22 protein-coding genes are annotated in these 26,340 nt (G+C 68.5%); 4 read left to right on the forward strand and 18 right to left on the reverse strand.

Translation table 11 applies throughout. The features are described 5' to 3' along the window. Positions 1-10 precede the first annotated feature (10 nt). From asnB to HWX25_RS27575, 15 genes are all read right to left on the reverse strand, one after another. Positions 11-1,978 (reverse strand): asparagine synthase (glutamine-hydrolyzing), encoded by a 1,968-nt coding sequence (asnB, locus tag HWX25_RS27505; RefSeq protein WP_175911595.1) that lies wholly within the window; start codon positions 1,976-1,978, stop codon positions 11-13. 256 nt (positions 1,979-2,234) lie between these two features. After that, complete coding sequence (locus HWX25_RS27510) at positions 2,235-3,266, reverse strand: EscU/YscU/HrcU family type III secretion system export apparatus switch protein (protein ID WP_175911596.1); 1,032 nt, start codon at positions 3,264-3,266, stop codon at positions 2,235-2,237. Between the two features lie 24 nt (positions 3,267-3,290). Further along, positions 3,291-4,100: a type III secretion system export apparatus subunit SctT gene (sctT, locus tag HWX25_RS27515; protein WP_175911598.1), complete on the reverse strand. Its 810-nt coding sequence runs from the start codon at positions 4,098-4,100 to the stop codon at positions 3,291-3,293. Then, complete coding sequence (locus tag HWX25_RS27520; protein ID WP_175911600.1) at positions 4,094-4,759, reverse strand: hypothetical protein; 666 nt, start codon at positions 4,757-4,759, stop codon at positions 4,094-4,096. Before HWX25_RS27520 ends, sctT begins: the two co-directional genes overlap by 7 nt. Beyond that, entirely contained in the window at positions 4,752-6,137 is a 1,386-nt protein-coding gene (gene sctN / locus HWX25_RS27525) for a type III secretion system ATPase SctN (RefSeq protein WP_059526754.1), read from the reverse strand. Before sctN ends, HWX25_RS27520 begins: the two co-directional genes overlap by 8 nt. Next, the gene (sctL, locus tag HWX25_RS27530; RefSeq protein WP_059526757.1) at positions 6,134-6,763 is read right to left on the reverse strand and encodes a type III secretion system stator protein SctL; all 630 of its coding nucleotides are present in this window, start codon (positions 6,761-6,763) and stop codon (positions 6,134-6,136) included. Before sctL ends, sctN begins: the two co-directional genes overlap by 4 nt. Then, entirely contained in the window at positions 6,745-7,485 is a 741-nt protein-coding gene (locus tag HWX25_RS27535) for a SctK family type III secretion system sorting platform protein (RefSeq protein WP_175911602.1), read from the reverse strand. The genes sctL and HWX25_RS27535 overlap by 19 nt, the downstream gene beginning before the upstream one ends. After that, positions 7,482-8,366 carry a type III secretion inner membrane ring lipoprotein SctJ gene (gene sctJ, locus HWX25_RS27540; protein ID WP_175911603.1) on the reverse strand — a complete coding sequence of 295 codons (885 nt, stop codon included), beginning with the start codon at positions 8,364-8,366 and terminating at the stop codon, positions 7,482-7,484. The genes HWX25_RS27535 and sctJ overlap by 4 nt, the downstream gene beginning before the upstream one ends. A 53-nt stretch (positions 8,367-8,419) precedes the next feature. Continuing rightward, on the reverse strand, positions 8,420-8,902 hold the full coding sequence (locus HWX25_RS27545) for a hypothetical protein (protein ID WP_059527205.1): 483 nt from the start codon (positions 8,900-8,902) through the stop codon (positions 8,420-8,422). Between the two features lie 124 nt (positions 8,903-9,026). Continuing rightward, on the reverse strand, positions 9,027-9,248 hold the full coding sequence (locus tag HWX25_RS27550; protein WP_059527208.1) for a hypothetical protein: 222 nt from the start codon (positions 9,246-9,248) through the stop codon (positions 9,027-9,029). Between the two features lie 145 nt (positions 9,249-9,393). Then, positions 9,394-10,743: a type III secretion system inner membrane ring subunit SctD gene (gene sctD, locus HWX25_RS27555; RefSeq protein WP_175911604.1), complete on the reverse strand. Its 1,350-nt coding sequence runs from the start codon at positions 10,741-10,743 to the stop codon at positions 9,394-9,396. Next, on the reverse strand, positions 10,724-12,763 hold the full coding sequence (gene sctC, locus HWX25_RS27560) for a type III secretion system outer membrane ring subunit SctC (RefSeq protein WP_175911605.1): 2,040 nt from the start codon (positions 12,761-12,763) through the stop codon (positions 10,724-10,726). The genes sctD and sctC overlap by 20 nt, the downstream gene beginning before the upstream one ends. Further along, positions 12,763-13,041, reverse strand: a complete 279-nt coding sequence (gene sctS / locus HWX25_RS27565) for a type III secretion system export apparatus subunit SctS (RefSeq protein ID WP_011659215.1) — start codon at positions 13,039-13,041, stop codon at positions 12,763-12,765. Before sctS ends, sctC begins: the two co-directional genes overlap by 1 nt. Continuing rightward, positions 13,038-15,251 carry a type III secretion system export apparatus subunit SctV gene (gene sctV / locus HWX25_RS27570; RefSeq protein ID WP_175911606.1) on the reverse strand — a complete coding sequence of 738 codons (2,214 nt, stop codon included), beginning with the start codon at positions 15,249-15,251 and terminating at the stop codon, positions 13,038-13,040. The genes sctS and sctV overlap by 4 nt, the downstream gene beginning before the upstream one ends. A gap of 238 nt (positions 15,252-15,489) precedes the next feature. Beyond that, positions 15,490-16,323, reverse strand: coding sequence for an autoinducer binding domain-containing protein (locus tag HWX25_RS27575; protein WP_175911607.1), 834 nt, complete (start codon positions 16,321-16,323; stop codon positions 15,490-15,492). 280 nt (positions 16,324-16,603) lie between these two features. Here HWX25_RS27575 and HWX25_RS27580 point away from each other — a divergent pair, with 280 nt between their 5' ends. Then, positions 16,604-17,509 carry a LuxR family transcriptional regulator gene (locus HWX25_RS27580; RefSeq protein WP_059819695.1) on the forward strand — a complete coding sequence of 302 codons (906 nt, stop codon included), beginning with the start codon at positions 16,604-16,606 and terminating at the stop codon, positions 17,507-17,509. Positions 17,510-17,594: 85 nt separating this feature from the next. Here HWX25_RS27580 and HWX25_RS27585 read toward each other — a convergent pair whose 3' ends face one another. Both HWX25_RS27585 and HWX25_RS27590 read right to left on the reverse strand, forming a co-directional pair. Next, a complete protein-coding gene (locus HWX25_RS27585) occupies positions 17,595-19,241 on the reverse strand; it encodes an Nramp family divalent metal transporter (protein WP_175911608.1) in 1,647 nt (548 codons plus the stop codon). Positions 19,242-19,345: 104 nt separating this feature from the next. Then, the gene (locus HWX25_RS27590) at positions 19,346-19,483 is read right to left on the reverse strand and encodes a hypothetical protein (RefSeq protein WP_175752182.1); all 138 of its coding nucleotides are present in this window, start codon (positions 19,481-19,483) and stop codon (positions 19,346-19,348) included. Between the two features lie 1,065 nt (positions 19,484-20,548). On the opposite strand from HWX25_RS27590, the gene HWX25_RS27595 reads away from it, so the two are divergent. Continuing rightward, on the forward strand, positions 20,549-20,818 hold the full coding sequence (locus HWX25_RS27595; protein WP_175911609.1) for a hypothetical protein: 270 nt from the start codon (positions 20,549-20,551) through the stop codon (positions 20,816-20,818). 107 nt (positions 20,819-20,925) lie between these two features. Beyond that, positions 20,926-22,410 (forward strand): carbohydrate porin, encoded by a 1,485-nt coding sequence (locus HWX25_RS27600; protein WP_175911610.1) that lies wholly within the window; start codon positions 20,926-20,928, stop codon positions 22,408-22,410. A gap of 91 nt (positions 22,411-22,501) precedes the next feature. Here the strand turns inward: HWX25_RS27600 and treA are convergent, their stop codons facing one another. Then, on the reverse strand, positions 22,502-24,217 hold the full coding sequence (gene treA / locus HWX25_RS27605; RefSeq protein ID WP_175911611.1) for an alpha,alpha-trehalase TreA: 1,716 nt from the start codon (positions 24,215-24,217) through the stop codon (positions 22,502-22,504). Positions 24,218-24,548: 331 nt separating this feature from the next. On the opposite strand from treA, the gene HWX25_RS27610 reads away from it, so the two are divergent. Continuing rightward, entirely contained in the window at positions 24,549-25,937 is a 1,389-nt protein-coding gene (locus HWX25_RS27610; RefSeq protein ID WP_059819423.1) for an MFS transporter, read from the forward strand. Positions 25,938-26,340: the final 403 nt, after the last annotated feature.

The raw sequence follows: 26,340 nt of genomic DNA on the forward strand, positions 1-26,340 counted from the left end.
GCACCGCGCGTTACGCCGCCCGCTGATGTTCCAGCCACGCCTGGAACATCAGCACCGTCCATAGCTGGTGCTGCCAGTTCATCCGGCCCGCCTGGTGCTGGCGCCACAGCCGCTCGACGGCCGCCGCATCGAAGAAGCCCTCGTCGCGCAGCCGCGACGGCTGCAGCAGCGCGTCGGCCCAGTCGCGCAATGCGCCGCGCAGCCAGTGATCGACGGGCGCGCAGAAGCCCTGCTTCGGCCGGTCGATCAGCGCCGGCGGCACGTACTGGTAAAGCAGCCGGCGCAGCAGCGCCTTCGACTGCCCTTCCGGCAAGCGCACCGACGCGGGCAGGCGCCACGCGAATTCGACGACGTGATGGTCGAGGAACGGCATGCGCGTCTCGAGGCTGACCGCCATCGCCGCGCGGTCGACCTTCGCGAGAATGTCGGTCGGCAGGTACGTGAGCGTGTCGATCGCCATCGCCTGCTCGGCGAAGCTCAGGTTCGCGGGCCATGCGGACACCGTATCGAGCGGCGTCGGCGGCTCCTGGCCGCTGAGCGCGATGCGCTCCGGATGATGCACCGACGACATCAGCAGCCGGTACAGCCCGATGCGGCTCTCGGCCGTCATCACGTGGCCGAGCTTGTGCAGCCGGTCGCCGATGCGGGTCGCCGAGTCGCGCGCTTCCACGCCGCCCCATGCGCCCTGCGCGACCGCCGCGAGCTGGTCCGCATGATCGGGGCGCAGCGCGTGCAGCGCGGCGGCGATCCGCGCGCGCACCGCCGCCGGCACGCGATGCAGCTTGCGCCACAGGCGCGGCGTCAGGAAATAGCGCGTATAGCCGCCGAACAGCTCGTCGCCGCCGTCGCCGGACAGGCTCACCTTCACGTGCCGGCGCGTCAGCTCGGACACGAGGAAGGTCGGAATCTGGGAGGCGTCGGCGAACGGTTCGTCGTAGATCGTCGGCAGCTTCGGCACGACGCCGAGCGCATGGTCGGCCGTCACGTAAAGCTCGGTGTGGCGCGTGCCGAGATGGCGCGCAACCGCCTTCGCGTAGCCGGCTTCGTCGTAACCGGCCTCGTGAAAGCCGATCGTGAACGTGTCGACCGGATTCGCCGACTGCGCCTGCATCAGCGCGACGATCGCCGACGAATCGATACCGCCCGACAGGAACGCGCCGAGCGGCACGTCGGCTTCCATCTGCCGCGCAACCGCCTGGCGCAGAACCGTGTCGAGCTGCCCGACGGCCTCGTCGGCGCTGCCCTCGAACGGCCGCTCGCGGCCCGCTTCGATCGCCTGCTCGAGCGTCCAGTACGCGCGCACGCGCGGCGTGTCGCGCGCATGCTCGAACTGGATGAAGGTGCCCGGCGGCAGCTTGCTGATGCCGCGATAGATCGTATGCGGCGCCGGCACGCTCGACTGGCGCAGGTACAGGCACAGCGCGTCGCGATCGATCGTGCCGTCGAAGCCGGGATAGCCGCGCAACGCCTTCAGCTCCGACGCGAACACCAGTGTGTCGCCGATCCGGCCGTAATAGAGCGGTTTCTCGCCGATCCGGTCGCGCGCGAGCGTCAGCACCCGCGACGCGCGGTTCCACAGCGCGAACGCGAACATGCCGGTCGCGCGCCGCAGCGTCGCCTCGACGCCCCACGCGACGATCGCCGCGATCAGCACCTCGGTGTCGGAGTGGCCGCGCCATGCCGGTGCGCGCCCCGCGCGCTCGAGCTCCGCGCGCAACTCGCGATGGTTGTAGATTTCGCCGTTGAAGACCATGACGTAGCGGCCGCACGCGGATGCCATCGGCTGCCGGCCGTGGACCGACAGATCGACGATCGCAAGCCGCCGGTGACCGAGCGCGATGCCAGCCTCCGGGTCGACCCAGAGGCCCTGCCCGTCGGGCCCGCGATGCGCGACGCTCGTCGTCATTCGCGCGAGCGTGCCGCGCGCTGTCTCCTCATCGAAGGCGACGCTATTCAGAAAGCCGTCGATTCCGCACATTTGATTTGTCTGCCTCTGTTGACCTGGTCCGTCAGCGGCGGCGCAACCTCGCGGCCCGCCGCCCGGCTGACGGTCGAGCCATATTACGAAGAAATAAATCAGCAATAATTCATGGATGAATGTCGGAAAAATCTGGAAAAAAAGCCGCGTCAAGCCCGACGTGCGATCGGCCCGGCAAACCGGAAACGGGTCCACATCACGGCGCATCGGCGAACGGCGTGCATGCAGGCGTTCCGGGCCCGGCGGGCCGTACCCGTCATGCCGCGCCGGTCGCCCACTTCAGCAACTGCGCGACCTCGCGGAAATGCTGCTGCTGGATCGTGCCCTTTTCGGGCGTGCTCTCGTACAGCGCGTGCGCGAGGCCGGCGTTCGCGAGCGTCGGGCGCAGCGCGTCGCGCGCGAGCCGCACGATCCGCTCGGCCGCCTCGCCCTCGCCGCGCGCGAGCACCCACGGCAACGTGCCGATCCCGCCGTAATAGAGCGCAACCGCGACGCTCGACGAATAGACGACCACCGACGCGAAGCCGATCCGGTCCGGCAGCGACGAGAACTGCGCTTCGCGCGCGAGCTGCCGGCGCTTTGCCTCGATGTGCGGATCGCCCTCGTCTTCCTTGTGCTCGCGCCGCACTTCCTCGATCGACATCTTCATCTTCTGGTTGAACTCATGGCGCTGGTGAACGATGTCGATCAGCGCCATCACGATGTAGATCAGCGCGGCCCAGCCGAACAGCAGCATCAGCAGCTTCACGATCAGCGCGAGGATCGACATCGGCCGCGTGAAACCCGACTGCACCGACGGGTCGAGCGACTCGACGATCAACCAGCCGAGCGTCGCGGCGAGCAGCACGGTCTTCAGCAGCATCTTCGCGAGGTTCACGAGGTTGCGCATCGACCACATGTTCTTCAGCCCCTCGGCCGGATTGAGCCGCGACAGCTGCGGCACGAGCCGGCTCCACGCCATCACGCCACCCACCTGCACGAAGCCCGCGAGCAGGCCGGCCAGCAGCCCGGCCGCGACGATCTGCGCGGACAGCAGCGCCCAGTCGCGCGCGGCGCCGTCGACCAGCGTCGCGAGCCGCGCGGACGGATCGGCCGCGCCGGCCGCATCGAACACGAGCCGGAACAGCGCCTGCAGCCGCGCGAACAGCGTGCCGAGCCCGACCGCGAGCGCGACGCACACGCCGACGAAGAACGCCGACGAGATCGTCTCCGCGCTCTTCGGCACGTCGCCCTTCTGGCGTGCTTCGCGCAAGCGCTTCGCGGTCGGCTGCTGGTTCTTTTCGGCCATCGTCGCACCGGTTCCGGCGGGCCGTCACGCGCCGCCGTGCGCGGCGAACAGCGCGCGCAACAGCGCCATCAGTCCGCTGTCGGGGCTCAGCAGCGCATGCAGCGACGCGTACACCACCGGCAGGAACAGCACCATCATCAGCACCGCGAGCGCGCTCTTCACCGGCTGCGCGAACACGAAGATGTTCAGTTGCGGCACCGCGCGCCCGACGAGACCGATGCCGAGCTCGACGAGCACCAGCACGATGATGACGGGCGCGGCGAGCTTTACCATCCATTCGAAGATCGTGTCGGTCTGCCGCACGACGAAGGTCTCCAGCATCGACGAGAAATCGGGGCCGAGCGAGCCGATCGGCCACCACGCGTACGACTGCGCGAACAGTTGCACCAGCACTTGAAGGCCGCCCGCGGTGACGAACAGCGCGATCGCGACGAAATTGAGGAATCCCGACGTCGGGCCGCCCTCGTGCCCGCCCATCGGATCGAAGAACGCAGCGCTGCCGCTGCCGGTCTGGAAATCGATCAGGTAGCCGACGCCCTGGATCGCGAACAGCACCGCGCTGAACGCGCCCGCGAGCAGCATGCCGACCACCGCCTCCTTCGCGACGAGCAGGCACCACATCAGGAACGGCAGCGCGGCGACCTGCGCCGGATCGATCACCGGCGCGACGAACGCGGCGATCACCACCGCGATTCCGTTGCGCACGAGGCCCGTGACGATCTGCTCGTTGAACACCGGCACCACGAACATGACCGGCAGCAGGCGCGGCATCACGTAGAGCACCGGCCGCAGCGTGCCGGCGATGTCGTTGAAATTCGCGGCGTGGTCTAGCATCGGCGGTCCGCGGCGGCGGGAGGGGTTGCAGCGTCAGCAGCGGTCGAGTCGGCGGTGTCGGCCGCGGCCGTCGCATCCGCATCCGCCGGCCGCGACACCATCTCCGCATCGAATACGGCGGCCATCTCCGGCTGCCCCGCCGCATGCTCCGGCGCATCGCCCGCCCACACGCCGGCTGTCGCGAAACGCCGCACCGCATGCGCATCCGCGACCTCGTCTGCGTCGCGCTCGACCCGCGCGGCACGCGCCTGCAATGCCTTCTCGCCAGCCTTGTCGAGCTTGTCCTCGGCGGCCTTCGCCTTGCGCGCGGCGCGCTGCAGGTCCGCGAGCGTCGCCTCGTGATCGCGGTGCACGTGCGCGGCTTCGCTGACCGACGCATTCGCGACGCCGATGTGGCGATCGAACGTGCGCGTGTCGGCCGCGGCATTCTGCAGCGCGCGCGCCTCGCGGAGGTCGTCTGCGAGCCGCGTCTGGATCGCGGCCTTCGCGGCGACCTGCCGCGCGAGCTGCGCGTGCGCGGCATCGAGCGCGCGGCGGCTCTGCGCGGCGATGCCCTGCTGGCGCGCGGCCGCCACACGCGCGATCTGGCTGCGCATCTCGCGCACGCGCTTCAGGCGCGCGAGCGTCGCGAGCACGAGACGGTCGTCGGCTTCAGACATGGTCGTTCGCGAGTTTCGTCAGCTTCGCGAGCAGCGCGTCGAAACGCACGTCCTCGTGCGACGCCTGCGTGCAGAACGCGCCGATCGCATCGCGCGCGCGCAGCGCGAGATCGCCGAGCCGGTCGCTGCCTTCGCGATACTCGCCGATCTGCACGAGCAGCTCGATCTCCTGGTACTTCGCGATCAGCTCGCGCACGCGCGCGGCCGAGTGCTGATGCGCGCGGCTCGCGACGAGCGGCATCACGCGCGACAGGCTCGCGAGCACGTCGATCGCCGGATAGCGGTTCGCGAGCGCGATCTTGCGCGACAGCACGATGTGGCCATCCAGGATCGAGCGCACTTCCTCGGCGATCGGATCGGATTCCTCATCGCCTTCGACGAGCACCGTGTACAGCGCGGTGATCGATCCGGTCGCGCCCTGCCCCGCGCGTTCGAGCAGGCGCGGCAGCACGGCGAACGTCGACGGCGGGAAGCTGCGCCGCGTCGGCGGCTCGCCGCTCGCGAGGCCGACCTCGCGCTGCGCGCGTGCGAAGCGCGTCAGCGAATCGACCAGCAGCAGCACGCGCTTGCCCGCGTCGCGGAAGTGCTCGGCGATCGCGGTCGCGACCAGCGCGGATTTCACGCGCTCCATCGCGGGACGATCGGACGTCGACACGACGACGATCGAGCGCGCGCGCACCTCGGGCGACAGGCTGTGCTCGATGAACTCGCGCACTTCGCGGCCGCGTTCGCCGACCAGCGCGATCACGTTCACGTCCGCTTGCGCGCCGCGCGCGATCATCCCGAGCAGCGTGCTCTTGCCGACGCCGGACGGTGCGAAGATGCCGACGCGCTGGCCGATGCCGAGCGTCATCAGGCCGTCGATCACGCGCACGCCGGTCGGAAACGGCGTGTCGATCATCTTGCGCGCGAGCGGGTTCGGCGGGTCCTGCTGCGTCGATACCCACGCGGCGCCCGTCACAGGCCCGCGATCGTCGAGCGGCCGGCCGAGCCCGTCGAGCACGCGGCCGAACAGCGCTTCGCCGACCGGGAACACGTGCTCGCGCCCGGACGGCACGACGGTCGTCTCCGGCGACAGCCCGGCCACGTCGCCGAGCGGCGTGAGCAGCGTGGTCTGTCGAGAGAAGCCGACCACTTCGGCGAGCAGCGTCGGCTGGTTCGGCGTGCGCAGTTCGCAGATCTCGCCGAGCCGCGCGCGGATGCCGGTCGCGTTGAGGATCTGCCCGACTGCGTGATTGACGCGGCCCTGCACCGACACCGGCGAGAAAAATGCGAGCCCCGCGTCGAGGTCGCCGACGAGGCGGCCGCGATCGAACGGCGCGGCATCGTCGTCGCTGTCGCCGCCGAACGACTGCGGATCGTCGAGCGGCGTGTTCATCGCGACGTGCCCTTCAGCGCATCGCGGCGGATCGCCTGGCGCAGCGCGTCGATCTGCAGGTCGAGGCTCGCGTCGATGCGCCCAGACGGCGTCTCGACCGTGCACGCGTGGCGTTCGAGCTGCGCGTCCTCGACAATGCGGATCCGTTGCCGATTCGACTGGCCGGCGAATGCGCGGTCGAGCGCGTCGCGCATCTCGTCCTCGCGGCCCGGCGCGACCCGCACGATCAGGAACGCTTCGTCGCGCACGAGCGGCGCGATCCGCGCGAGCGCGGCCTCGTAGAGCTTCTGCGTGCCCATCTCGCCGACGATCGCGCGCACGGCCTTCACGACGATGTCGGCCATCGAATCCTTCATCGACTCCATCGTGCGCGCGGCGGCCAGCGCCTGCGTGTACGCCTGCGCCGCATGCTCGCGCTGCGCGCGGCGCATGCCTTCGTCGTAGCCCGCCGCCTGGCGCTTGTCGAATTCGCGCTGCGCATCGGCGACGATGCGCGCGGCCTCGTCGCGCGCGGTCGCGATCACCGCGGACGCGTCGAGCAGCGCCGCGTATTCGCGCTCCTTGAGCACCTTGCGCTCCGACAGCAGCTGCAGGTTGTCGCTCGTGATCAGAAAAGCCAGTCCCATGACGCAAGCCTCTCGGGAATCAGAAACAGGAACAGCAATTCGCCGAACTGGTCGCGCTGCGCGCGGTTCAGCCAGTACGGCGCTTCGTCGTCGATCGCGCGGTTGAATTTCAGGCGCGTGCGCCGCGCGACCGCGTCGCCGGCCACGCCGATGAAATCCGCGAGCAGCCGCCCGCCGCGCGCGCGGATCACCACCGGCAGCGCGGCCGGATCGGCACGCCACGGTTCGAGCGTGTCCGTGAGCGCGCCGAATTCCGGCGCGCGCTCGAGCGCGAGCTCCAGCGCGTCGCCACCGAGCTTCGCCGCGATTTCCGCGCGAATGCGGCGCACGGTCAGCGCGTCGCGCAGCCAGCCGCGATGCAGCAGCAGCCCCGCATACGACGCAAGCTGCTCGAGCGCCGCGCCGGGCAGCAGCGCGAGCCGCGCACACGGATTGGCGACGTCGAAGTCGTGATGCGCGGCCACGTCGTTCGCGTCGAGCAGATGGCGCGCAAGCAGCTTGCGGCCGGCCGGGCCGAACGCGTCGGGCGAGCGATAGCGCGCGGGCCACTCGGCCGGCACGCGCGTCACGTGCAGATAGCGGTCGGGCCGCAGGTTGAATTCGCAGACGAGCGCGTGAAACGCCGCGAGCCGCGCGGGCGGCGGCGGCTCAAGCGGGTGCAGCCACGGCAGCGGCGCGGCATCGGGCCTGGCACCCGGCGGCAGCGCGGCGTGTTCGCTCATGCGCCGTCGCGCGCGCCGTCCGGCGTGCGCAGGCCGCCGCCCGACGACGCGGACGCACCGCCGGCCCCGTTCGCACCGCGCGGCGTGCCGACCAGCCCGGCCAGCCGGGCGCCGAACATCCCGCGCCGCGCGGCCGACAGTGCGATCACCGCGCAGGTCAGCAGGATCAGCGCGAACACCAGCCAGCCGAGCGGCGAGCGCAGCCGCAGGACGTCCGACACCGCGCTGCCGATGCCGTCCACGCGCGTCGTGCGCGCGGCGGCCGGCTGCAGGAACAGCGACACGTTGTCGTACTGCAGCCCTTCGATGCTGTGCGCGACGAGATCCTTGACCATCGGCGCCATCGCGCGCAGATCCACGCCGGGCCGGTAGCGGATGTATACGGCCGCCGACGACGGCTTGATCTTGTCCGCGAGCGGATCGTTCTCCGGAATCACGACCTGCACGCGCGCGACCACCACGCCCTCGATGTCCTGGAGCGTGCGCGACAGGTCCTGCGACACGCCGTACAGGTAGCGCACGCGCTCCTCGGCCGGCGTCGACACGAGCCCCTGCTTCTGGAACAGCTCGCCGAGGCTCGCATAGCTCGGCTTCGGCAGCCCGTTCGCCTGCAGCACGGTGAGCGCCGACTGCATGTCGCCGTCCGCGACGCTCACCTGCCATGCGTTGCGATCCGACGTGTCGCGCGCGTCGTTGTCCTTCGACGCGCTGATGCCCGCATCACCGAGCACGGCGACCATCTGGTTCGCGTCGCGCTCCGACAGGCCGGAGTACAGCTCCTTCTGGCAGCCGGCCAGCAGCGCGAGCAGTCCCGCGAGCAGCGCTCGCGCTGCCCGGCTGCGCCACGCATGCATGCGCGGCGTCGAATCGATCGTCGTCATCGTTTGTCCGCTTCAGGGCGCGCGGCCGCTTCAGGCACACGCACCGGCCTTCGTCACTCCTGCGTCTTCAGCACCGTGTGCGTGAAGCCGTTCGCCGCCTGCGCGACCGACAGGCTCAACTGGTATTCGGAAATCGTGGTGGTCGCCGTCCACTGGAAATCCATCGCCTTCACCATCGTCATCAGCGGATCGCTGCGGTTGTCCGCCATCGACGTCAGCATCTCGGTGCGATGCTTGTCGATGTTCGCGTACCGCGTGTCGAGATCGTTGCCGTACGTGCGCAACCGCTCGACCAGCGACGAATGGTTCGCCTGCGCGGGTGTCGCGGGCGTCATCTGCACCGCCGGCGCCGCATCGGCCGGCGCGCGCGACATCGCGACGCCCGACGCCGACGGCGATGCCGCGGCCGCACCCGGCTGCATCAACGCATCGAACTGGCGCACCTGCGCCGGATCGGACGCCGTGCCCGCCTGCTGCACGGCGCCCGCGAGCGCGGCCGCGCCCGGCGGCGCCGCGCCTACGCCTGTTACCGACATGATCGTGTCCTCCTTGACCGGCAGAGCCGGAAACGAGCCGGCCGGCACGCGCACACGCCCCGCCGGGCGCCCGTCATGGGCGGCCCGGGCATGTGGCGTCGCGCGGCGCGGCCGGCGACCGGCTTCATGCGCGGCCGGCGGAACTCAGGTGTTGCGCAACCTGGGCGTTCGCCGTCCCTTCCTGCGCGGTTACTGCGTTGCTGGTTTCGAACGTCGCGGTCGACTGCTGAACCTGGAAGTTGATCTTCGTCAGTTCGAGCTGCGTCTTGGTCAGGTCGTCCGCCTGCTGCTGAACCTGGGTCGTGTCGTTCGGACCACCCGCGCTACCTGCTGCTGAGGCACCCATATTTCGCTCCTTTTGCGTGAAGAACGTCATCCACTTTCCGGCGGCGGCCCCATGCCCCGCCGGCGACGTGACGCGCCGCATGCATGCGGCGTGTCGCGTAATGCGCGCACCGCGCGACGCGCGATGCGCAAAACCTGTCGCGACGCTAGTGCGCCGCCTCCTTCGAGGCACCGGCGGCCGCGACGGCCGGCGTCGCCGGCGCATCCTGCGGCAGCGTCGGGCCCGGCACCGGCTGCGCGACGCCGGCCGCCGCGCCGCTCGCGAGCGGCGGCACAGGCGGCGCCGGCGCCCGCTCCGGCGCGCTCGCGGACGCGCCGCCAAGCGGCATCGTGATGCGCTGGCCGTTGCGCTCGAACACGACTTCGTCCTGACCGATCGACACGACGGTCGGCCCTTCCTTCAGCCGCGCGCCTTCGAAATAGCGGCTGCCGTCGGCCGTCTCGATGTAACGCTGGTCGCCGTCGCCCGCGAATACCGTCGTGATCTCCGGAATCCCCGCGACGCCGCCGAGCGTCGTCGCGGTGCGCGGCGCGGCGGCATCGGCGTCGCGCACGTGGTCGACCACCTCGAGCGCCGGACGTGCGTCCTTCATGTAGTTGCGGATGCGCGGCTCGATCTGCGCGCGCTCGGCCGCGCCCGTCAATTCGATCCGGCCGCGGCCGAGATAGGTGACCGTCAGTGCCGTGTCGCTGAAATACGTCTGCGCGGTCGCGACGAGATCGCTGACCACGTAGATGTTGCCGAGCGCCGCGTTGTCGACGCCCGCGACGATCTGCGCGACGCGTTCCCGCGCCGCCGGGTCGCTCACGTAGCCCGACACGATCACGCCGTCGTCGCGCGGCGCGACGGCGAGCTCCGGATACGCGTGCAGCAACTGCTGCAGCCGATGCGTGCGCGCGAGCACCGACTCGTGCTGCCACGGCAGGCGCCCCGACCACGCGACGAAGCCGTAACCGAGCGCGCCGAGCAGCACCCCGATCCACAGCGCGACGACCGCGATCACAAGCCGCCGGCTGCCGAGACGTCGCAGCCCGCCGGTGAGCCAGCCGAGCCACGCGGCCTCGCGCGCGGCGTCCTGCGTGTCGGCCTCGTCGGGCACCGCGACGCTCGCCTGCGCATGACGCGCGATGCCGAGCTTGATCGAGCCGACCGTCACGACGTCCTGCGGCGTCATCGAGCGGCGGCCCGCACCGAGCGGCTCGTCGTTGAACAGCACGGGCGCTCCGCCATCGACGCCGTGGTTCTGCACCGTCACCGCAAGCGCGCCGACCTGCAGGCACACCTGTTTCGCGCCGATCTCGCGATCGGGCAGGATCACTTCGCAGTCGGCCGCGGTGCCGACCCAGTTCGCGCCGCGCGCGAGCGACATCGTGCGGCCGTACATCGGCCCGCTGAGGAAGCACAGGTTCCACGGCGACGCGAGCGCGGCCGATCCGGCCGCGCCGCCGCCGGGCAATGCGCCGTCGCCGTGCGGGTCAATGATGGTCGTCGACATGAGAGGACGCTCCTGCGGTCGTCGCCACGGGCTGCGCGGCCGAATCCTTCGGCGGCGGCAGCGCAGGCGGGCCGAACTTCGTGCCGGGAAGCGGCGCGGGCGTGAGCGGCACCGCGATGTCGTTGTCCGGCGGGCGATACATCGACGTGCCGTTCGAACCGGCCGGCCCGTCGGCACCCGGATTCACCGGCGAGCCGTCCGGCGCGTACATCGACGCGGTCGTCACCACGCGCGGCGTCAGCAAATAGAACCGCTCCATGTGGTTGCCCGACTTGTCGGTGTACTTGAACAGGTTGCCGATCAGCGGGATGTCGGACAGCCACGGCACGCCGCTCTTGTTCAGCCGCACCTCGTCGTCGTTGAAGCCCGCGATCAGCAGGCTCTTGCCTTCGTCGATCATCGTCTTGGTGACGATGTTGCGCTGCTGGATCACCGGCACGTTCGACACGGCCTGGCCCGGCACGATGTTGCCATCCTGGATGTCGATCGACATCATCACGCTCTGCGGGTTGCCGGACACGGCGGCCGCGTTGCGGATCGCCTCGTCGACGATCATCGGCGTTACCTTGATGCTGGTGCCGGTCGTCACGCTGTACAGCGACGAATCCTGGTAGCCCTGCACCTGTACGTAGAACTGCGTAAGGTTCTCGAGAATGGCCTCGGTGTTGTCGAGCGCGAGCACCTTCGGCTTCGAGCGCAGCTGCGCCTGCCCCTTCTGCGCGAGCGCGTTCACGCGGGTGAGCAGGTAGTTGCGCAACGAGCCGCCGATCGACGCGGTCAGCGCGATGCCGGTCGGCAGGAAGGCGCCGGTCTGCCCGGTTTCCGACGTGCCGATGCCGAACGTCAGCGGCGGATTGCCGGCGCCGTTGAACTGCGTGTTGCCGTTCAGCGGGTTCTGGCCGTTGCCGATCTGCACGTCGCCGTGCGTCGTGTGCAGACGCCAGTCGATCCCGAGGCTGTCGAGCGAATCCTCGTTGATGTCGATGATCGTCACGTTGATCTCGACGATGCGCGGCCGCTCGTCGAGCTGGTTGATCAGCGACTGGTAGCGGTACATGTTCTCCGGCAGGTCGCGCACGATCACCGCGTTGATCGCCGGATCGGCGACGATCTGCGGCAGCGTGTCGCCACCGCCGCCGCTGGAGAACGGCGAGAAGCCGCCCGCGCTGACGTCCGCACCGCCGTAGCCGCCCTGGCGCGGGCCGCCGGACATGTCCGGGAAGTCGAGCCGAGGCACCGCGATCGTCAGCCCCGAGCCGAGCTTCACCTGACGCGCGGCCTGCCCGAGCGGCGTGCTCGACGGCAGTTCGCTCGTGCCGCCGCCCTTGCCGAACAGCCGGCGCAGGATCGTCGCGACGCCCGGCACCGTCACTTCCTTGCCCGAGCGGTTGATCGTGAAATCGGACGCCCAGCCGTACCTGAGCCGGAACGCGCGAATGTCCGCATGCGCGCCGTTCGCCGACGGGTCGCCGACCGAGCCGACCGCCTGCCGCACGAGCTCCACGTAGCGGCGCGGGCCGGCCACGTACACGCTGTTCGCGCGGTCGTTGATCACGAGCGTGTAGCGCTTGTCGGGAATCTGCATCGCCTGCAGCGCGCGGCCGATCTCGCCGGCCGCGTTCGGCGGAATCGGGATCATCTGCGTCTGCGACTGGTCGGCCGGGTCGACGTACAGGAACGAGCCGTCGTAGTACCACGTGAGCCCGTAGGTCGAGCAGATCGTGTCGAGCGTCTGCTGCGGCGTGCCCGAGAAGCGGCCGCTGATCACGCCGTCGACCTTCGGGTCGACCACGGCCGTCACGCCCTGCGACGATGCGAGCTCGCGAATGAAGTCGCCGATCTTCTTGCCGTTCGCGACGATCGTGAACGGCTTGTTGCGCCAGCGCAGGTCCGCCGCGCGCGCCGGATGCGCGACCGTCATGCACAGCGATGCCGTGAGCAGCGCGGTCGCACACATGGCGAGCGCGGCCCGTTGCAGGCGGCGCGGTTGAAACCGGATCGGGGTGACGCGTCGACGCATCAAAGCACTCCTGAGGAAGAAACGAACATGCGTTCCAGCGCCTGTTGCGCGAAGCGCAGCACCTCGCTGCCGAGCCAGCCCGACAGCAGCACGAGTGCGACCATCACAGCGATCAGCCGCACCGCGATGCCGATGTTGGCGTCCTGCACCTGCGTGACCGCTTGCAGGATCGCGACCACGAGGCCGGTGACGGTGGCGATCAGCACGATCGGCAGCGACAGCAGCAGCACGAGCATCAGCGCCTGCCGGGTCAGGTCGAGGATCGTCGAGCTCGTCATTGCGTGACTCCCGGCGCGCGCACGCCGGCGCCCGCGCCGAGCGTGCCGTCGTCGGGCGGGTTCTTCACCCAACCGACCGTATGCAGTTGCACGTCCTCCTCGACCTCCTGGTACGACAGCACCGCGAGTTCGGGCAGCACCGGCTGCAGGATCGTCTTCACGTAGCGGCGCGCGCCGAGCGCGACCATCACCGCGAGCCGCGCGGCGCCTTGCGGGTTGCCGTGGCCGCCCGCGCCGGCCGCCTGCGCCGACGTCGCGGCCTGCACGATCGCGCGCACCTGTTCGCCGATGTCCTGCTTGATCGCGCTCGACAGCGCGAGGAAATTGCCCTGCTTCGTGCGCATTACCGCGTTCTCGATTCGCTCCTGCAGGTTCTGCTCGAACAGCACGACGCGCAGTTGCCGCGTCGCGCCCGCATGCCGATCGGTGATCATCCGGCGCAGGTCGACGCGCACCAGTTCGACCAGCGCGATCACGTCGTCCGGCTCGTTCGGCGCCCACGTGATCAGGCTCTCGAAAATCACGCGCAGGTTGCGGATCGGCACCTGTTCGGCAAGCAGCCGGCGCAGCACCTCGGTCACGCGCTGCAGCGGCACGAGCCGCGTCAGTTCGCCGACGAGTTCGGGATGCTCGCGGCGCACCAGGTGCACGAGCGCCTGCGTTTCCTGGATGCCGAGCAGTTCGTCCGCATGCTGGCGCACGATCTGTTCGACGTGCGCGGCGAGCGCGCCTTCGCTCGTCAGCCACTTGCCGTCCGGCGCCGCGCCGTCGGGCTTGATCCACAGCGCGGTCGCGAACGGGCCGAACGCCTCGGCCGGCTGGCGCTCCGCGCGCTCGGGCAGCGGCGCGACGCCGTCCCACAGCAGCCAGCCCGGCTTCAGCGCGCCATGCGCGGCGAGCACGTCCTGGAGATAGATCCGGTACGTGCCGGCCGCCGCGCCCTCGTCGTCGTTCAGCGTGATGCGAGGAAAGACCGTGCCGATATCCGCGTCGACGCGCGCCTTCGCGCTCGACAGCGCAGTCTGCAGCTGCGCGAGGTTCAGCGTCGTGCGCAGGTCGTCCGACAGCGACACCGCGATCAGCGACGTCACGCCCGCCGCATGCGACACCTTCGCGGGCTGGCCGTCGTCGGTCGCGCCGATGCGGCCGGCGATATGAATCAGGTTGAAGCTCGGCGCGGTCGTCTTGCGCTTCAGTTGCGTGAATGCGAACGCGCCGAGGCCGAACGCGATCAGCGCGAACGACCACTTCGGAAAACCGGGCACGACGAGGAAGCCGGCCAGCACCAGCGCCGCGATCAGCAGCGCGCGCGGATGCGCGCCGAGCTGCTCGCCCAGTTGTTCGCCGAGCTGGCGCTGCCGCGTGTCGCGCGTCGCGACGCGCGTCGTGACGATGCCGGCTGCGATCGACACCAGCAACGACGGGATCTGCGACGCCATCCCGTCGCCGACCGTCAGGATCGCGTAACGTTGCAGCGCCTCGCCGATGTCCATGCCGTGCATCAGCGTGCCGACCGCGATGCCCGCGACGATGTTGATGAACGCGATCACGAGGCCCGCGATCGCGTCGCCCTTCACGAACTTCATCGCGCCGTCCATCGCGCCGTGCATCTGCGATTCCTGTTCGAGCTTCTCGCGGCGCTCACGCGCTTCGTCGGCGCTGATGATCCCCGCGCGCAGATCCGCGTCGATGCTCATCTGCTTGCCCGGCATCGCATCGAGCGAGAAGCGCGCGCCGACTTCGGCGACCCGCTCGGAGCCCTTCGCGATCACGATGAACTGCACGACGGCGATCACGAGGAACACCACGCCGCCCACCACGACGTTGTTGCCAACCACGAGCCGGCCGAACGCGTCGATCACGTGGCCCGCGTTCGCGTGCAGCAGGATCAGCTTGCACGACGCGATGTTCAGCGCAAGCCGGAACAGGGTCGTAAACAGCAGCAGCGCGGGAAACGACGAGAAGCTGACCGCCGAAGGCACGTAGGTCGACACCGTCAGCAGCACGACGCTCGCGGCGAGGTTCAGCGAAATCATCCCGTCGAGCGCGGCTTGCGGCAGCGGCAGGATGAACAGCGCGACCACCGACACGATGAACGCGGCGAGAAACAGGTCGGCGCGCGGCGATGCCCCGAGACGTCGCCCGGACACGCTGCGGCCGGCGGAAAAGATCCGCTGCCAGTCGCGAGGGAGCGCCTTCGGTTCTGCCATCGTGCCGTCGTCCTGTCGTTGTCGCCGCCGGGCACGGGCCGTCATGCCCCGTGTCGCGCGGACCGTTGAATGGGACGAGTGTAGCGACGCGACACCGCGCAAAAAGGGATGCGCCTCGTAGCGGCGCGGCGGTTTTCCGGTGACGATCCGATCCGACTACGAAACCCGGCGGCGCCTGCTCGCGCGCATCGCCGGAACCGCTTCCATTGCGCGGCGGGCGCCGCGCGCGCAGACAGGGTCAGGACTCCAGACGGCGTGCGGCGAGATACGCGAGCTGCGCGCGATTCTGGACGTTGAAGAGTTTTTCGAGCGAACGGATATGGTGACCGACCTTGTGCAGCGACGTGCGCAGCGCGCTCGCGATCTCCTGGTCGGACAGCCCGCGCACGAGGCGCTCGAGCACCTGCTGCTGCTCGTCGCCGAGCGCGAAGCCGCGCATGCGCGCAATGCGCGCCTCGAGAAACGGCAGCGCGACGCGATGCACGGCGAGGCTCACCGACAGCGCGCCGCCGATCACGCGATCGTCGATCCAGTCGGTGCCGTGCGCTTCCGACGTCACGTTCACCGCGACGCGCAAGTCGAGCCGCGGCGCCGACAGGCTGAAAATCACGCCGCTGTTCATTGCATGCGCACGCAGATGGCCGGCCAGCGCGAGCACCTTGCGGTCGCCGCTGCCCTGCGCGGCCGACTCGATCTCGTCGAGCCGCCACGCGACCGGAAAGCCGCTCTGCCGCACCTGCGCGAAACGCGGGTCGCTCTCGTAGAGCATGCCCTCGATATACGGCTGCATGAACGTCGCGGGTGCGAGGTCGCGCAGCAGATGCGCGCACAGAATGCGCCGCCCGATCATTTCATACGCGCCGTATCCGAGCGTGCTGAAACCGATTTGCCGCAATCGGGAATGGCATTGGGCGAAATCGACAGGTGCAAGGTCGGATTTACCTGGCGCGATTTGAATGCCGGTAAAAACGTCACGCTCGATTGCATGAATTTCTTTCGAATAAGCGGCGGCGACCGCGATATCGGCCTGCGAGAACCACTCGACGCGTGGCGCGTCGTCAGCATATGTCATGAGGAGCCCACCCTTTCCCAATATGTGAACCTGCCCCGTCACGATCTGGTCTTTTCTTTATGTTTTTCTGGTTGTCTCTATACCGGTGCGAATATGAACCTTTCGCCCGAATTAGTATTACGGCATATTACGCGTACACAGGCATTTTTGTACAATGCCCCCGCGTTTCGTCTGGATGATGATCTGCGCATATCATAAAGATGCTCGATCGCATCGTCGCGAACGCCGTGCACGACACGGCTGCCGCCACGCGATGCGCGTCGATTCCGAGGGATGGCACATGTCCGATATTGCATTGCAAGAAGAAGCGGTCGCCCCAACGTTGTCCCGTCCGTCGCGACGGACGGCCTCCAGCACCGACGCGTCGAGAGAGCGCCCGGTGCAGGTCGTCTGGTGCGACGACGTCAAGCGCGGCGACATCGTGCAGCCGCACGCGCCGAAGCTCGGCGTCGCCGATACGCTCGAGCACGCGCAGAGCACCGCCGAACGCAACCGGATCGTCACAAGCCTGCTGCACCTGACGGGCTTCTCGACGTTCGCCTATTTCGCGCTCGAATTCTCGCGGGAGCGCGTCGAAAGTCTCTACCTCCACGAGGCGTTCACGCCGACCACCTATCGCGGCGACTACGTGCGGCACAACCATCACGACATCGATCCGCGCACGCTCGGCGCGCGCGTATGCAACATGCCGATCGTGTGGGACCTGCAGCAACTGCGCCGCGAACATCGCGAACGCGACGACGGCCCGTGCGTGACGCCGGCGGCGCTCGACGGTTTCCTGCAAACGATGCAGGACGACGGCATGTGCAGCGGCATCATGTATTCGATGGCCGTGCCCGGCACGCGGCTGCATGCGTTCATGAGCTTCACCGCGCCGCGCCGCACGCGCGAGTGGATCACGCCGGCGACGATCGAGCAGGCGTTGTCGATCGGGCTGTCGGTGCACAAGTTCGCGTCGCCGCAACTGATCGCGACGTCGCGCGAACGCGCCGTGAACGGGCTCACGCCGTTCGAACAGGAACTGCTGCTGGGCATCGCGGAAGGCGCGTCGGACAAGGAAATCGGCCGGCGCCTCGACACCAGCGCGCACAACGTCGACTATCACCTGCGCAAGCTGCGCAAACGCTTCGGCGTCGCGAACCGGATCCAGCTCACGTACCTGACGTCGAAACTCGAGCTGATCTGACGCGCGCGCGACGAACCCGCGTAAACGGACATGCCGGCCTCGCGGGCCGGCATGTCCGTACACCTGACGATCACGCCGTACGGCGTTACTTCAGCAGCGTCATCTGCACGACCTTGACGATCACGAGACCGACGGCGACAACCAGATAGCCGCGCAGCACGGCCATCCAGACGCGCGTCGCGACCGTCATGTTCTGCGGCTCGAGCGTTTCGAGCGGCGGCATGCGCCACGTGGCGCGCAGCGCGCGGTCGATGCCCGGCTCGACGACACGCTTGTTGCGGCGAATCAGCACCGTCGCGAGATAACCGGCGATCGCGAGCACGGTGCCGCCGACCAGCACGTCGACGATCGCTTCGCCGCTGATGTCCGGATACATCACCGATGCGGTCAGGATGATCGACAGCAGCACGAGCACCCAGATCACCGCGCCCGTGAACACGTTGAGCTTCGTCGAGTTGACCCAGGGCCCAAGCACCTGGCGATCGTTGCAGAGCACGAGCAGGAACACGGTCGCGCTCGGCAGCAGCACGCCGGCGAGCGTCTGCACCGCTTCGGTCAGCAGGCCGAGCGGGCTGCCCGGAATCAGCACGAGCGCGGCAGCCGCCGCGACGATGCCGAAATAGACGAGATAGAAGCCCTTCGCATCGGACACGCCGCGATGCAGCGAATGGCGGATCTTGAACACGTCACCGATCGCGTACGCGGTCGACAGCGACACCGCCGCCGCGCCGATGATGCACGCGTCGAGCAGCGCGACCGCGAACAGCGTCGCGCTCGTGCGGCCCGCATATTTCTCGAGGCCCGCGATCACGCCGCCCGCGTCGGTGAAGCTGCCCGCTTCCGGATGGCCGCCGAACAGCGCGGCGCTGAAGCCGATCATCGCGACCGCGCCGATCAGCACGAACGCGATGCCGATCCACAGGTCGACCTTTTCGTACTTCATGAAGCGCGGCGTGATGCGCTTGTCGATCACGTAGCTCTGCTGGAAGAACAGCTGCCATGGCGCGACCGTCGTGCCAACGATGCCGATCACGAGCAGCATCACGTCGGACAGCTTCGCGTGCGCGGGCCAGTTCGGCACGAAGAAGTCGCGCGACATCTGCGCTACCGGCGGGTGGATCGACACGAGCACCGGCACGAGCAGCAGGCTCATCACGCACAGCACGATCGCGAACCGCTCGAAGCGCCTGAAGTCGCCGGTACTCACCGCCGCCATCGTCAACGCGGCCGCCACGCAGACGCCCGCAACCTTCGGGAGCCCGAAGAAAGCCAGCACGAACGTGATGCCGATGAACTCGGTGACGATCGTCAGCGCATTGAGCAGGAACAGGTCGATCACGCTGAACGCGCCCCAGAACTTGCCGAAGCGCTCGAAGATCAGGCGCGCGTGGCCGACGCCGGTGACCGCGCCGAGGCGCAGCACCATCTCCTGGTTCACGTACAGCACCGGGACGAGCAGCAGCAGCGTCCACAGCAGCGTCGTGCCGTAGTTCTGGCCGGCCTGCGTATAGGTGCCGAATGCGCCGGCGTCGTTGTCGCCGACCATCACGATCAGGCCGGGGCCGATGATCGCGAGCAGCGTGCGCAGGCGCGCCCACCACGTGCCGCGCGCGGCGGTGTCGTGATGCGCGATGGTGCCGAGCGCGCCGCGGATGTCGCCCAGGTGGGCTTCGTCGAGCACGGCGCTGCGTTCGACGGCGATCGGTGGAGAGACGTTCGATGGCGTGGACATGATGAATTCCGTACGGCTGGTTTTTTATCCGGCAAGCGTGTGGCCTTGGAATACGCGCGCAGAACGGGGCCGCGCCCGCATGCCGAGACGCGCTCGGCGCTTCTTCAGCGGATCAACGATTTCAGGTGGTTCAGCAAACGGGAGAACACCCGCGGACGGGCGTCGAGCGTCAGCATCGCGTCGTAATGCGGACGCGATTCCGTAACGTGCGGGAGATTCGACAGCAGAAGGCCGAAGTTCATGGTCTGGCTCCTGGCGGCAACGGCATGCGTGCCGGCCGCTTGGTGGGCGCGGGGCCAGTCCGGGGCCTGAACGACGTGTCAGGCTAGTCGGCCGGATTGTCCCTGCGACCCGGGTTCAAAAGGGTCTGTTGGTGCAACGGGCATAAGGGACAACTGTCACTGTCGTTCACGGCGGCTCCTGTGCGGTGTTCCGGAGAACACGATTGACCGCCGCGCGGCGCGGGCCGCCGTTCGGGTGCATGCGAAACGCATGCGCGAACGCGGCCGCGCGCCGGGCGGCGGCGAAACCGGATGGCGCATGCGCAAACGCATCACGCTAACCGGCGCGAATCAGGGTGCACGTAGGGAGTTGCTGCGGAATACTGCTGCGCGCACCGTTTGCCTGGATGACAAACGGCGGCTTCGATGAGGCGCGGACGTCGGTCGCTCAGGCGGAAATTTCGTTCGAAGATCGACTACTGCAGGCGTCCAAGGCGGCGGCCCCAAGAGTGAAGATGCCGGATTCTATGGACCGGCCGAAACGGAAGTCAACCCTCTGGCACGCCCTCCGGGGAATATTTTTTCCCTCCCCTACACGCTGAAAGATTCGCGCCCGGAATGACGCGCCGCAACCTTTCAATGCGTCGCACGGCGCGCGCCGCCGATGCGTGCGAGCAACAGTCGCCGCGTGCCGCCGGCGGCCGGTCGCACCGGACATCGGTCGGCCCGCGCGCGGTGCAACTGCCGGTGCAATACGCGCAACGCCGCTGCTTTTTTACTTGCACCGCAGCAAAGCTCGCGACTACAATCCGCCCCAATTCATCAAGGGAGTCCCTTCGTGGACACATGCTCCAGTTGCAGTTCGATGCCGGTCCAGGCCGGCCAAGCCATCGCGAGATAGCAGCCAGACGCATGTCATTCGCCGCTAGCTCGCATTCGTCGGGTTAGCGCGCTTCCCCCGGTGCCGGCATAGTCGGCCCGTCCGTCGCACGCTCCGTTACGTTCCAACCGCCGATCGCAGGTCGCGTCATGCACCCGCGCTCGATCACGTCGTCCGGCATGCGCCGGACCGGACGGAGGTTCGTCATGTTCTTTCAATCGTTCGCGGCCAGATTCAAGCGATTCATCCACGTCGCGTCCGACCGCTCGTTGGTTTCGGCTGTTTCGCCGCTCGTCCACGCGTTCGGCAACTGGCGCGGCAGCGCCCTCGCGCACCTCCCGGAAGCACCGCGCCCGCTCGATTGCGCGCTGGTCGGTGCGATGGCGGCCGCCATCGCGCTCGTCGCGCTGCTCTGCACGGCCGCGTCGCGCCTCGGCTTCGCGCACGTATGGCGGATCGGGGGCTGGTTGCCATGAACGGCGATGCGGAACGCGCCACATGCCTGCGCGCCGCCCGTACCTACGCCATCGCTTCACGTTTCCATTTCGTCAGTCAAGCTAATCAATCAAACAACGGAGCCCGCATGAAGAATCGCTTCGAATCCGCACCGCGTACACCGCGCCTCGATGCGCTCGCCGCGTTGCTGTTGTCGCTCGCCGCCGCGCCCGCGTTCGCGCAATCGTCGACGCCGGCCGCCGCGGCCGAGCCGGCGCCCGGCGTCGGCAACGCCGCCCCCGCACCGGCCGCCGATGCTGCCGCGCCCGCGCCCACCGGTTTCTGGGAGCGTTCGAACCTGTTCGGCAACATGGGCGGCCTGCGCGACGTGCTCGGCGATCACGGCGTCACGCTGAACCTGCAGGAAACCAGCGAATACCTGTACAACGCCGCGGGCGGCACGCAGCGCGGCGGCGCCTATCAGGGCCTCACGCAATTCGGCTTCAACGTCGATACGGAGAAAGCGGTCGGGCTGCCGGGCGGTACGTTCAACGTGTCGGCGCTGCAGATCCACGGCACCAACCTCACGCAGCGCTATTTGCAGACGCTGCAGACCGCGACCGGCATCGAGGCGAATTCGACCACGCGGCTGTGGGAGCTCTGGTACCAGCAGGCGTTCCTCGCCGGCAAGGCCGACGTGCGGGTCGGCCAGCAGAGCGTCGACCAGGAATTCATGGTGAGCCAGTACGCGGCGACGTTCATGAACGCGACGTTCGGCTGGCCCGTGCTGCCGTCGACCGACCTGCCGTCCGGCGGCCCCGCGTATCCGCTGTCGTCGCTCGGCGTGCGGCTGCGCGTGAAGCCGGCCGACGCGTGGACCGCGATGGTCGGCGTGTTCGACGGCAACCCGGCCGGCCGCAGCGACGGCGACGCGCAGGTGCTGAACGCGCACGGCACCAACTTCAACCTGCGCAGCGGCGCATTCGTGATCGGCGAACTCCAGTACGCGCTGAACGCGCCGCCGGCCGACCCGAAGGCGCCGCAACCGGCCGGCCTGCCGGGCACGTACAAGCTCGGCTTCTGGTATCAGTCGCAGCACACGAACGATCCGCGCCTCGGCACCGACGGGTTGTCGCTCGCGAATCCGGCCAGCAACGGCATCCCCGCCACGCATCGCGGCAACTACGGTTTCTATGCGGTCGCGGATCAGATGGTGTGGCGGCCGTCGGCGGACAGCCCGCGTTCGGTCGGCGTGTTCGCGCGCGTAATGGGCGCGCCGGGCGATCGCAACGTCGTCGATTTCGCGGCGAATGCGGGCGTGACGCTCAAGGCGCCGTTCAAGGGCCGCGACGACGATACGGCCGGCATCGCGATCGGCTACGCGAAGATCGGCTCGCATGCCCGTGCGCTCGACGGCGACACCGGCACGTATACGACGCCCGGCTATCCGGTGCGTCGCGCGGAAACGGTGATCGAGGCGACCTATCAGTACCAGGTCGCGCCGTGGTGGCAACTGCAGGCCGACGTGCAACACTTCTTCCGGCCGGGCGGCGGCATCCCGAACCCGAACGCGGCCGGCGCGCGCATCGGCGACGAAACGGTGGTCGGCGTGCGCACGACGATCACGTTCTGACACCCGCGCATGCGACACGGGCCGGACTGCCGCGCGCGCGGCGATCCGGCCCGTGTCCGTTTACGCGCCTGCATGCAACGCATGCGGCCCGTCACTCGCCATACAGCCCGAGCAGTTTCAGCGTGACGCCGTTGGTCCAGCCGAAGCCGTCCTGCAGCGGATATTCGCCGCCACCGCCACCGCCCGCACCGGCCCCTTCGACCACGTACTTCTCGACGAGCTTGCCTTCGGTCGCATACACATGCTTCACGTCGGCCAGGAAGCGCGTGCCGATGTCCTTCGCGAGCGCCGGTTCGCCGTAGCGGCGCAGCCCGTCGATCGCGATCCACTGCAGCGGCGCCCAGCCGTTCGGTGCGTCCCACTGCTGGCCGGTGTTCTCGGTCGTCGTCGCGAGGCCGCCCGGTTGCAGCAGCGTCTTTCGCACCTCGCGCGCGGTCGCCTTCGCGCGCTCTGGCCATGCGACGCCCGCGAACAGCGGATACAGCGCGGCGGCCGTCACGCCGTCGCGCTGCTTGCGCAACTGCCAGTCGTAGTCGCCGTAATAGCCGCGGCGATTCCACAGATAGTGGTTGATCGCCGCCGCACGCCGCGCCGCCCGTCCGGAAAAATCCGCCACGCATGCGATGTCGCGCGTGACTGCGCAGCCCTTCACGATCGTCGTCTCGAGATGGAACATCAGGCTATTCAGGTCGACCGGCACGATCGACGTCGTGCGGATCGTCGCGAGCGTCTTGCCGTCGCCGAACCAGCGCGAGCTGTAGTCCCAGCCGCTTTCGGCGCCCGCGCGCAGGTCGCGGTACACCTCGTTAGCGGGACGATTCGGTACGGACTTCGCAGTCGTCACGTCCTCGAGATACGACTCGTCGCGCGGCGTGTCGCTCGCGTCCCAGTAGCGGTTCAGCACCGCGCCGTCCGGCATCGCGACCACGTTGCGCGCCGCCTGCCCGCGCGGCGTCGTGGTTTCGCCCTGCATCCAGTACGCATGTTCCTTGCGCAGCGCCGGCAGGTATTTCTGGTAGACCTTGTCGCCTTCGGCCTGCGCGGCGAGCGTGACCATGTAGGCGAAGAACGGCGGCTGCGAGCGGCTCGCGTAATACGTGCGGTTGCCGTTCGGGATGTGGCCGATCGTGTCGATCAGATACGCGAAGTTGTCGAGCATGTCGTCGACGAGATCCTCGCGCCCCGACACCTGCAGCCCGAGCATCGTGAAATAGGTATCCCAGTAGTAGCCTTCGCGGAAGCGGCCGCCCGGCACCACGTACGGCTTCGGCATCGCGATCAGCGAGCTGTACGGCGACACCGTCGTGCTGGAGCGCGTGAGCTGCGGCCACAGCCAGTCGATGTGCTGGCGCAGCGTCTGGTTCGCGGGCGGCGTGACCCCGCCTTCCGGCGGCGGCGTGAAGTGCTGGTCGACGAACGCCTTCAGCGAGAAGCCCGGCTGCGACTTCTGTTGCTGATACAACTGTACGATCGTCGCCGGATCGGTGTTGGGCGTCGCGTCGACGAAGGTCTTCTGGTCGGGATAGATTTGCGCCGTCTGCACCGCGACGAACAGGTCGCCGTAGAGCTGGCTCGGTGGCGGCAGCAGCGTGCCGGAAGCCGGGCTCGCGAGCGTCGCCGTGGCGGGCGCGGCGGACTGGCTGCCCGCCTGCATCGCGGCCTGATTTGCGCTGTCGGCCTGCGCCGCGCAACCGGCGACGGCGAGGTAAGCGACGGCGAGGACGGCGGCCCAGCGCAGACGCGGCGCGGGAACGGACGGATGCGAGGCAGGATGCGATGCGGTCGATGCGGCACGACGTGGCGTCATGACGTGTCCCCTCCTTTCGATGATGAATGGTTCGGCAGGGGTCTCGTTCGCGCGTGCGCTCGTCTCGATGGCCGTCGATCGATGCGCGTCGTTGTATTACGCAGATGAGTTCCGACTGTCGCACGAAACGCGCATCGCACGCAAGTTTCGCGGTGGCCACCGCGGGCGTGCGTCATGTGTCATGTCACGAATCGCATCCGGCATCGCAGTCGTCCCTTCTTTCACACGCGGTAACAGGAACGACTGTTGCAACATGCGGAACAACCGTTGTCTTGCGTGACGCAACGACCACATTGTGGGCATAATGGCGTCTTTACCGCGCGCCCTGCCCATGTCGCCCGTCTTTCTAGCACCGCTCATCGTTGCCTGTGCGTTGTTCATGGAAAGCGTCGACGCGAACATCATCGTCACCGCACTGCCCGCGATGGCGAGGGACTTCGGGCACAATCCCGTCACACTGAACATTGCGATCACGTCCTACGTGGTCGGCCTCGGCGTATTCATCCCGATCTGCGGATGGCTTGCCGACCGCTTCAGCGCGCGCTCCGTCTTCCGCACCGCGATCGGCATCTTCGTCGCCGGCTCGCTGATGTGCGCGGCCTCCAACTCGCTCGGCGTGCTGACGTTCGCGCGCTTCGTGCAGGGCGTCGGCGGCGCGATGATGGTGCCGGTCGGCCGGATCATCATCTTCCGCGCGGTGCCGCGCTCCGATCTCGTGCGCGCGATGAACTACCTCGCGATTCCCGCGCTGTTCGGGCCGACGCTCGGGCCGCTCGTCGGCGGCTTCATCACGACCTACCTGCACTGGCGGATGATCTTCTTCATCAACGTGCCGATCGGCATCTACGGGATCTACCTCGCGAGCAAGCACATCGCGAACACGCACGAGGCCGATCCCGGCCCGCTCGACTGGTTCGGATTCCTGCTGTCGGCGAGCGGCGCCGCGCTGCTGCTGATGGGCCTCACGCTGATCGACGGCTCGCTCACGTCGCGCGGCAACGCGCTCCTGATGTGCGCGGCCGGCGCGGCAATGCTCGCGCTCTACGTGCCGTACGCGCGCCGCAAGACGCGCCCGGTGCTCGACCTCAGCTTCCTGAAGATCCCGACCTACCATGCGAGCGTGGTCGGCGGGTCGCTGTTCCGCATCGGCCTCGGCGCGGTGCCGTTCCTGCTGCCGCTCGCACTCCAGGAAGGCCTCGGGATGAGCGCGTTCCACTCCGGGCTGATCACCTGCGCATCCGCGCTCGGCGGCGCGGTGAGCCGCTCGACGGCCACCCATACGCTGCGCCGCTTCGGCTTTCGCACGGTGCTGATCTACAACGCCGCGTTCGCCGGGCTCGCGATCGCCGCCTACGGCGTGTTCCATCCGGGCATGCCGACCTGGGCGATCTGGACGATCGTGCTGGTCGGCGGCATCTTCCCCGCGCTGCAGTTCACGAGCCTGAATTCGATGATCTACGCGGATATTTCGCAGGCCGATGCAGGCCGCGCGACGAGCCTCGGCAGTGTCGTGCAGCAGATGTCGCTCGGGCTCGGCGTGACGGTCGCCGGCCTCGTGCTGCACGTGTCGCACTGGCTGCAGGGGCATCAAACGATGGTGTGGTCGGATTTCTGGCCCGCGTTCGTCGTGGTCGGGCTGTGTTCGTTCGCGTCGATTCCGATCACGCGACGGCTGCCGCCCGGCGCCGGCGACGAAGTCGCGCGCGGCAAGCGGCAATGAACGTGCTGGCTGGAGAGGGAAAGGCAGGCGGCGGAAGAACCGGAAAACAAAAAAAATCAGCGGACATCCACACGGGGCCGGTGCACAGCCGCATGGATGTCCGCTCAGGGCTCCGGGTCTCTCGTTGGGGGTTGAGAATCCCGGATCTGCTTCCTGCGTGCCATTGACATATGTGCGTCGGAAGCCGAATCGTTGCGCGCACATTTCGTCGCGCCATGACTGCACTATAGGGAAAGTCGCGCCGCGCATCTGTCAACCATTGTCAGACGCGTTGCATGAGCGCTTTCCAATGGAACAGGAGCCTGGACGAGGGTCTGCACTGGCTCTTGCGTAGCGCTTTCGGCGCGTTTCCAATGCAAAAGAGCCTGTTGTTGGCCCGACACGCGCGAGTTGACCGACACCG

Source organism: Burkholderia sp. BCC1640, assembly GCF_902833125.1.
GTDB lineage: Bacteria > Pseudomonadota > Gammaproteobacteria > Burkholderiales > Burkholderiaceae > Burkholderia > Burkholderia diffusa.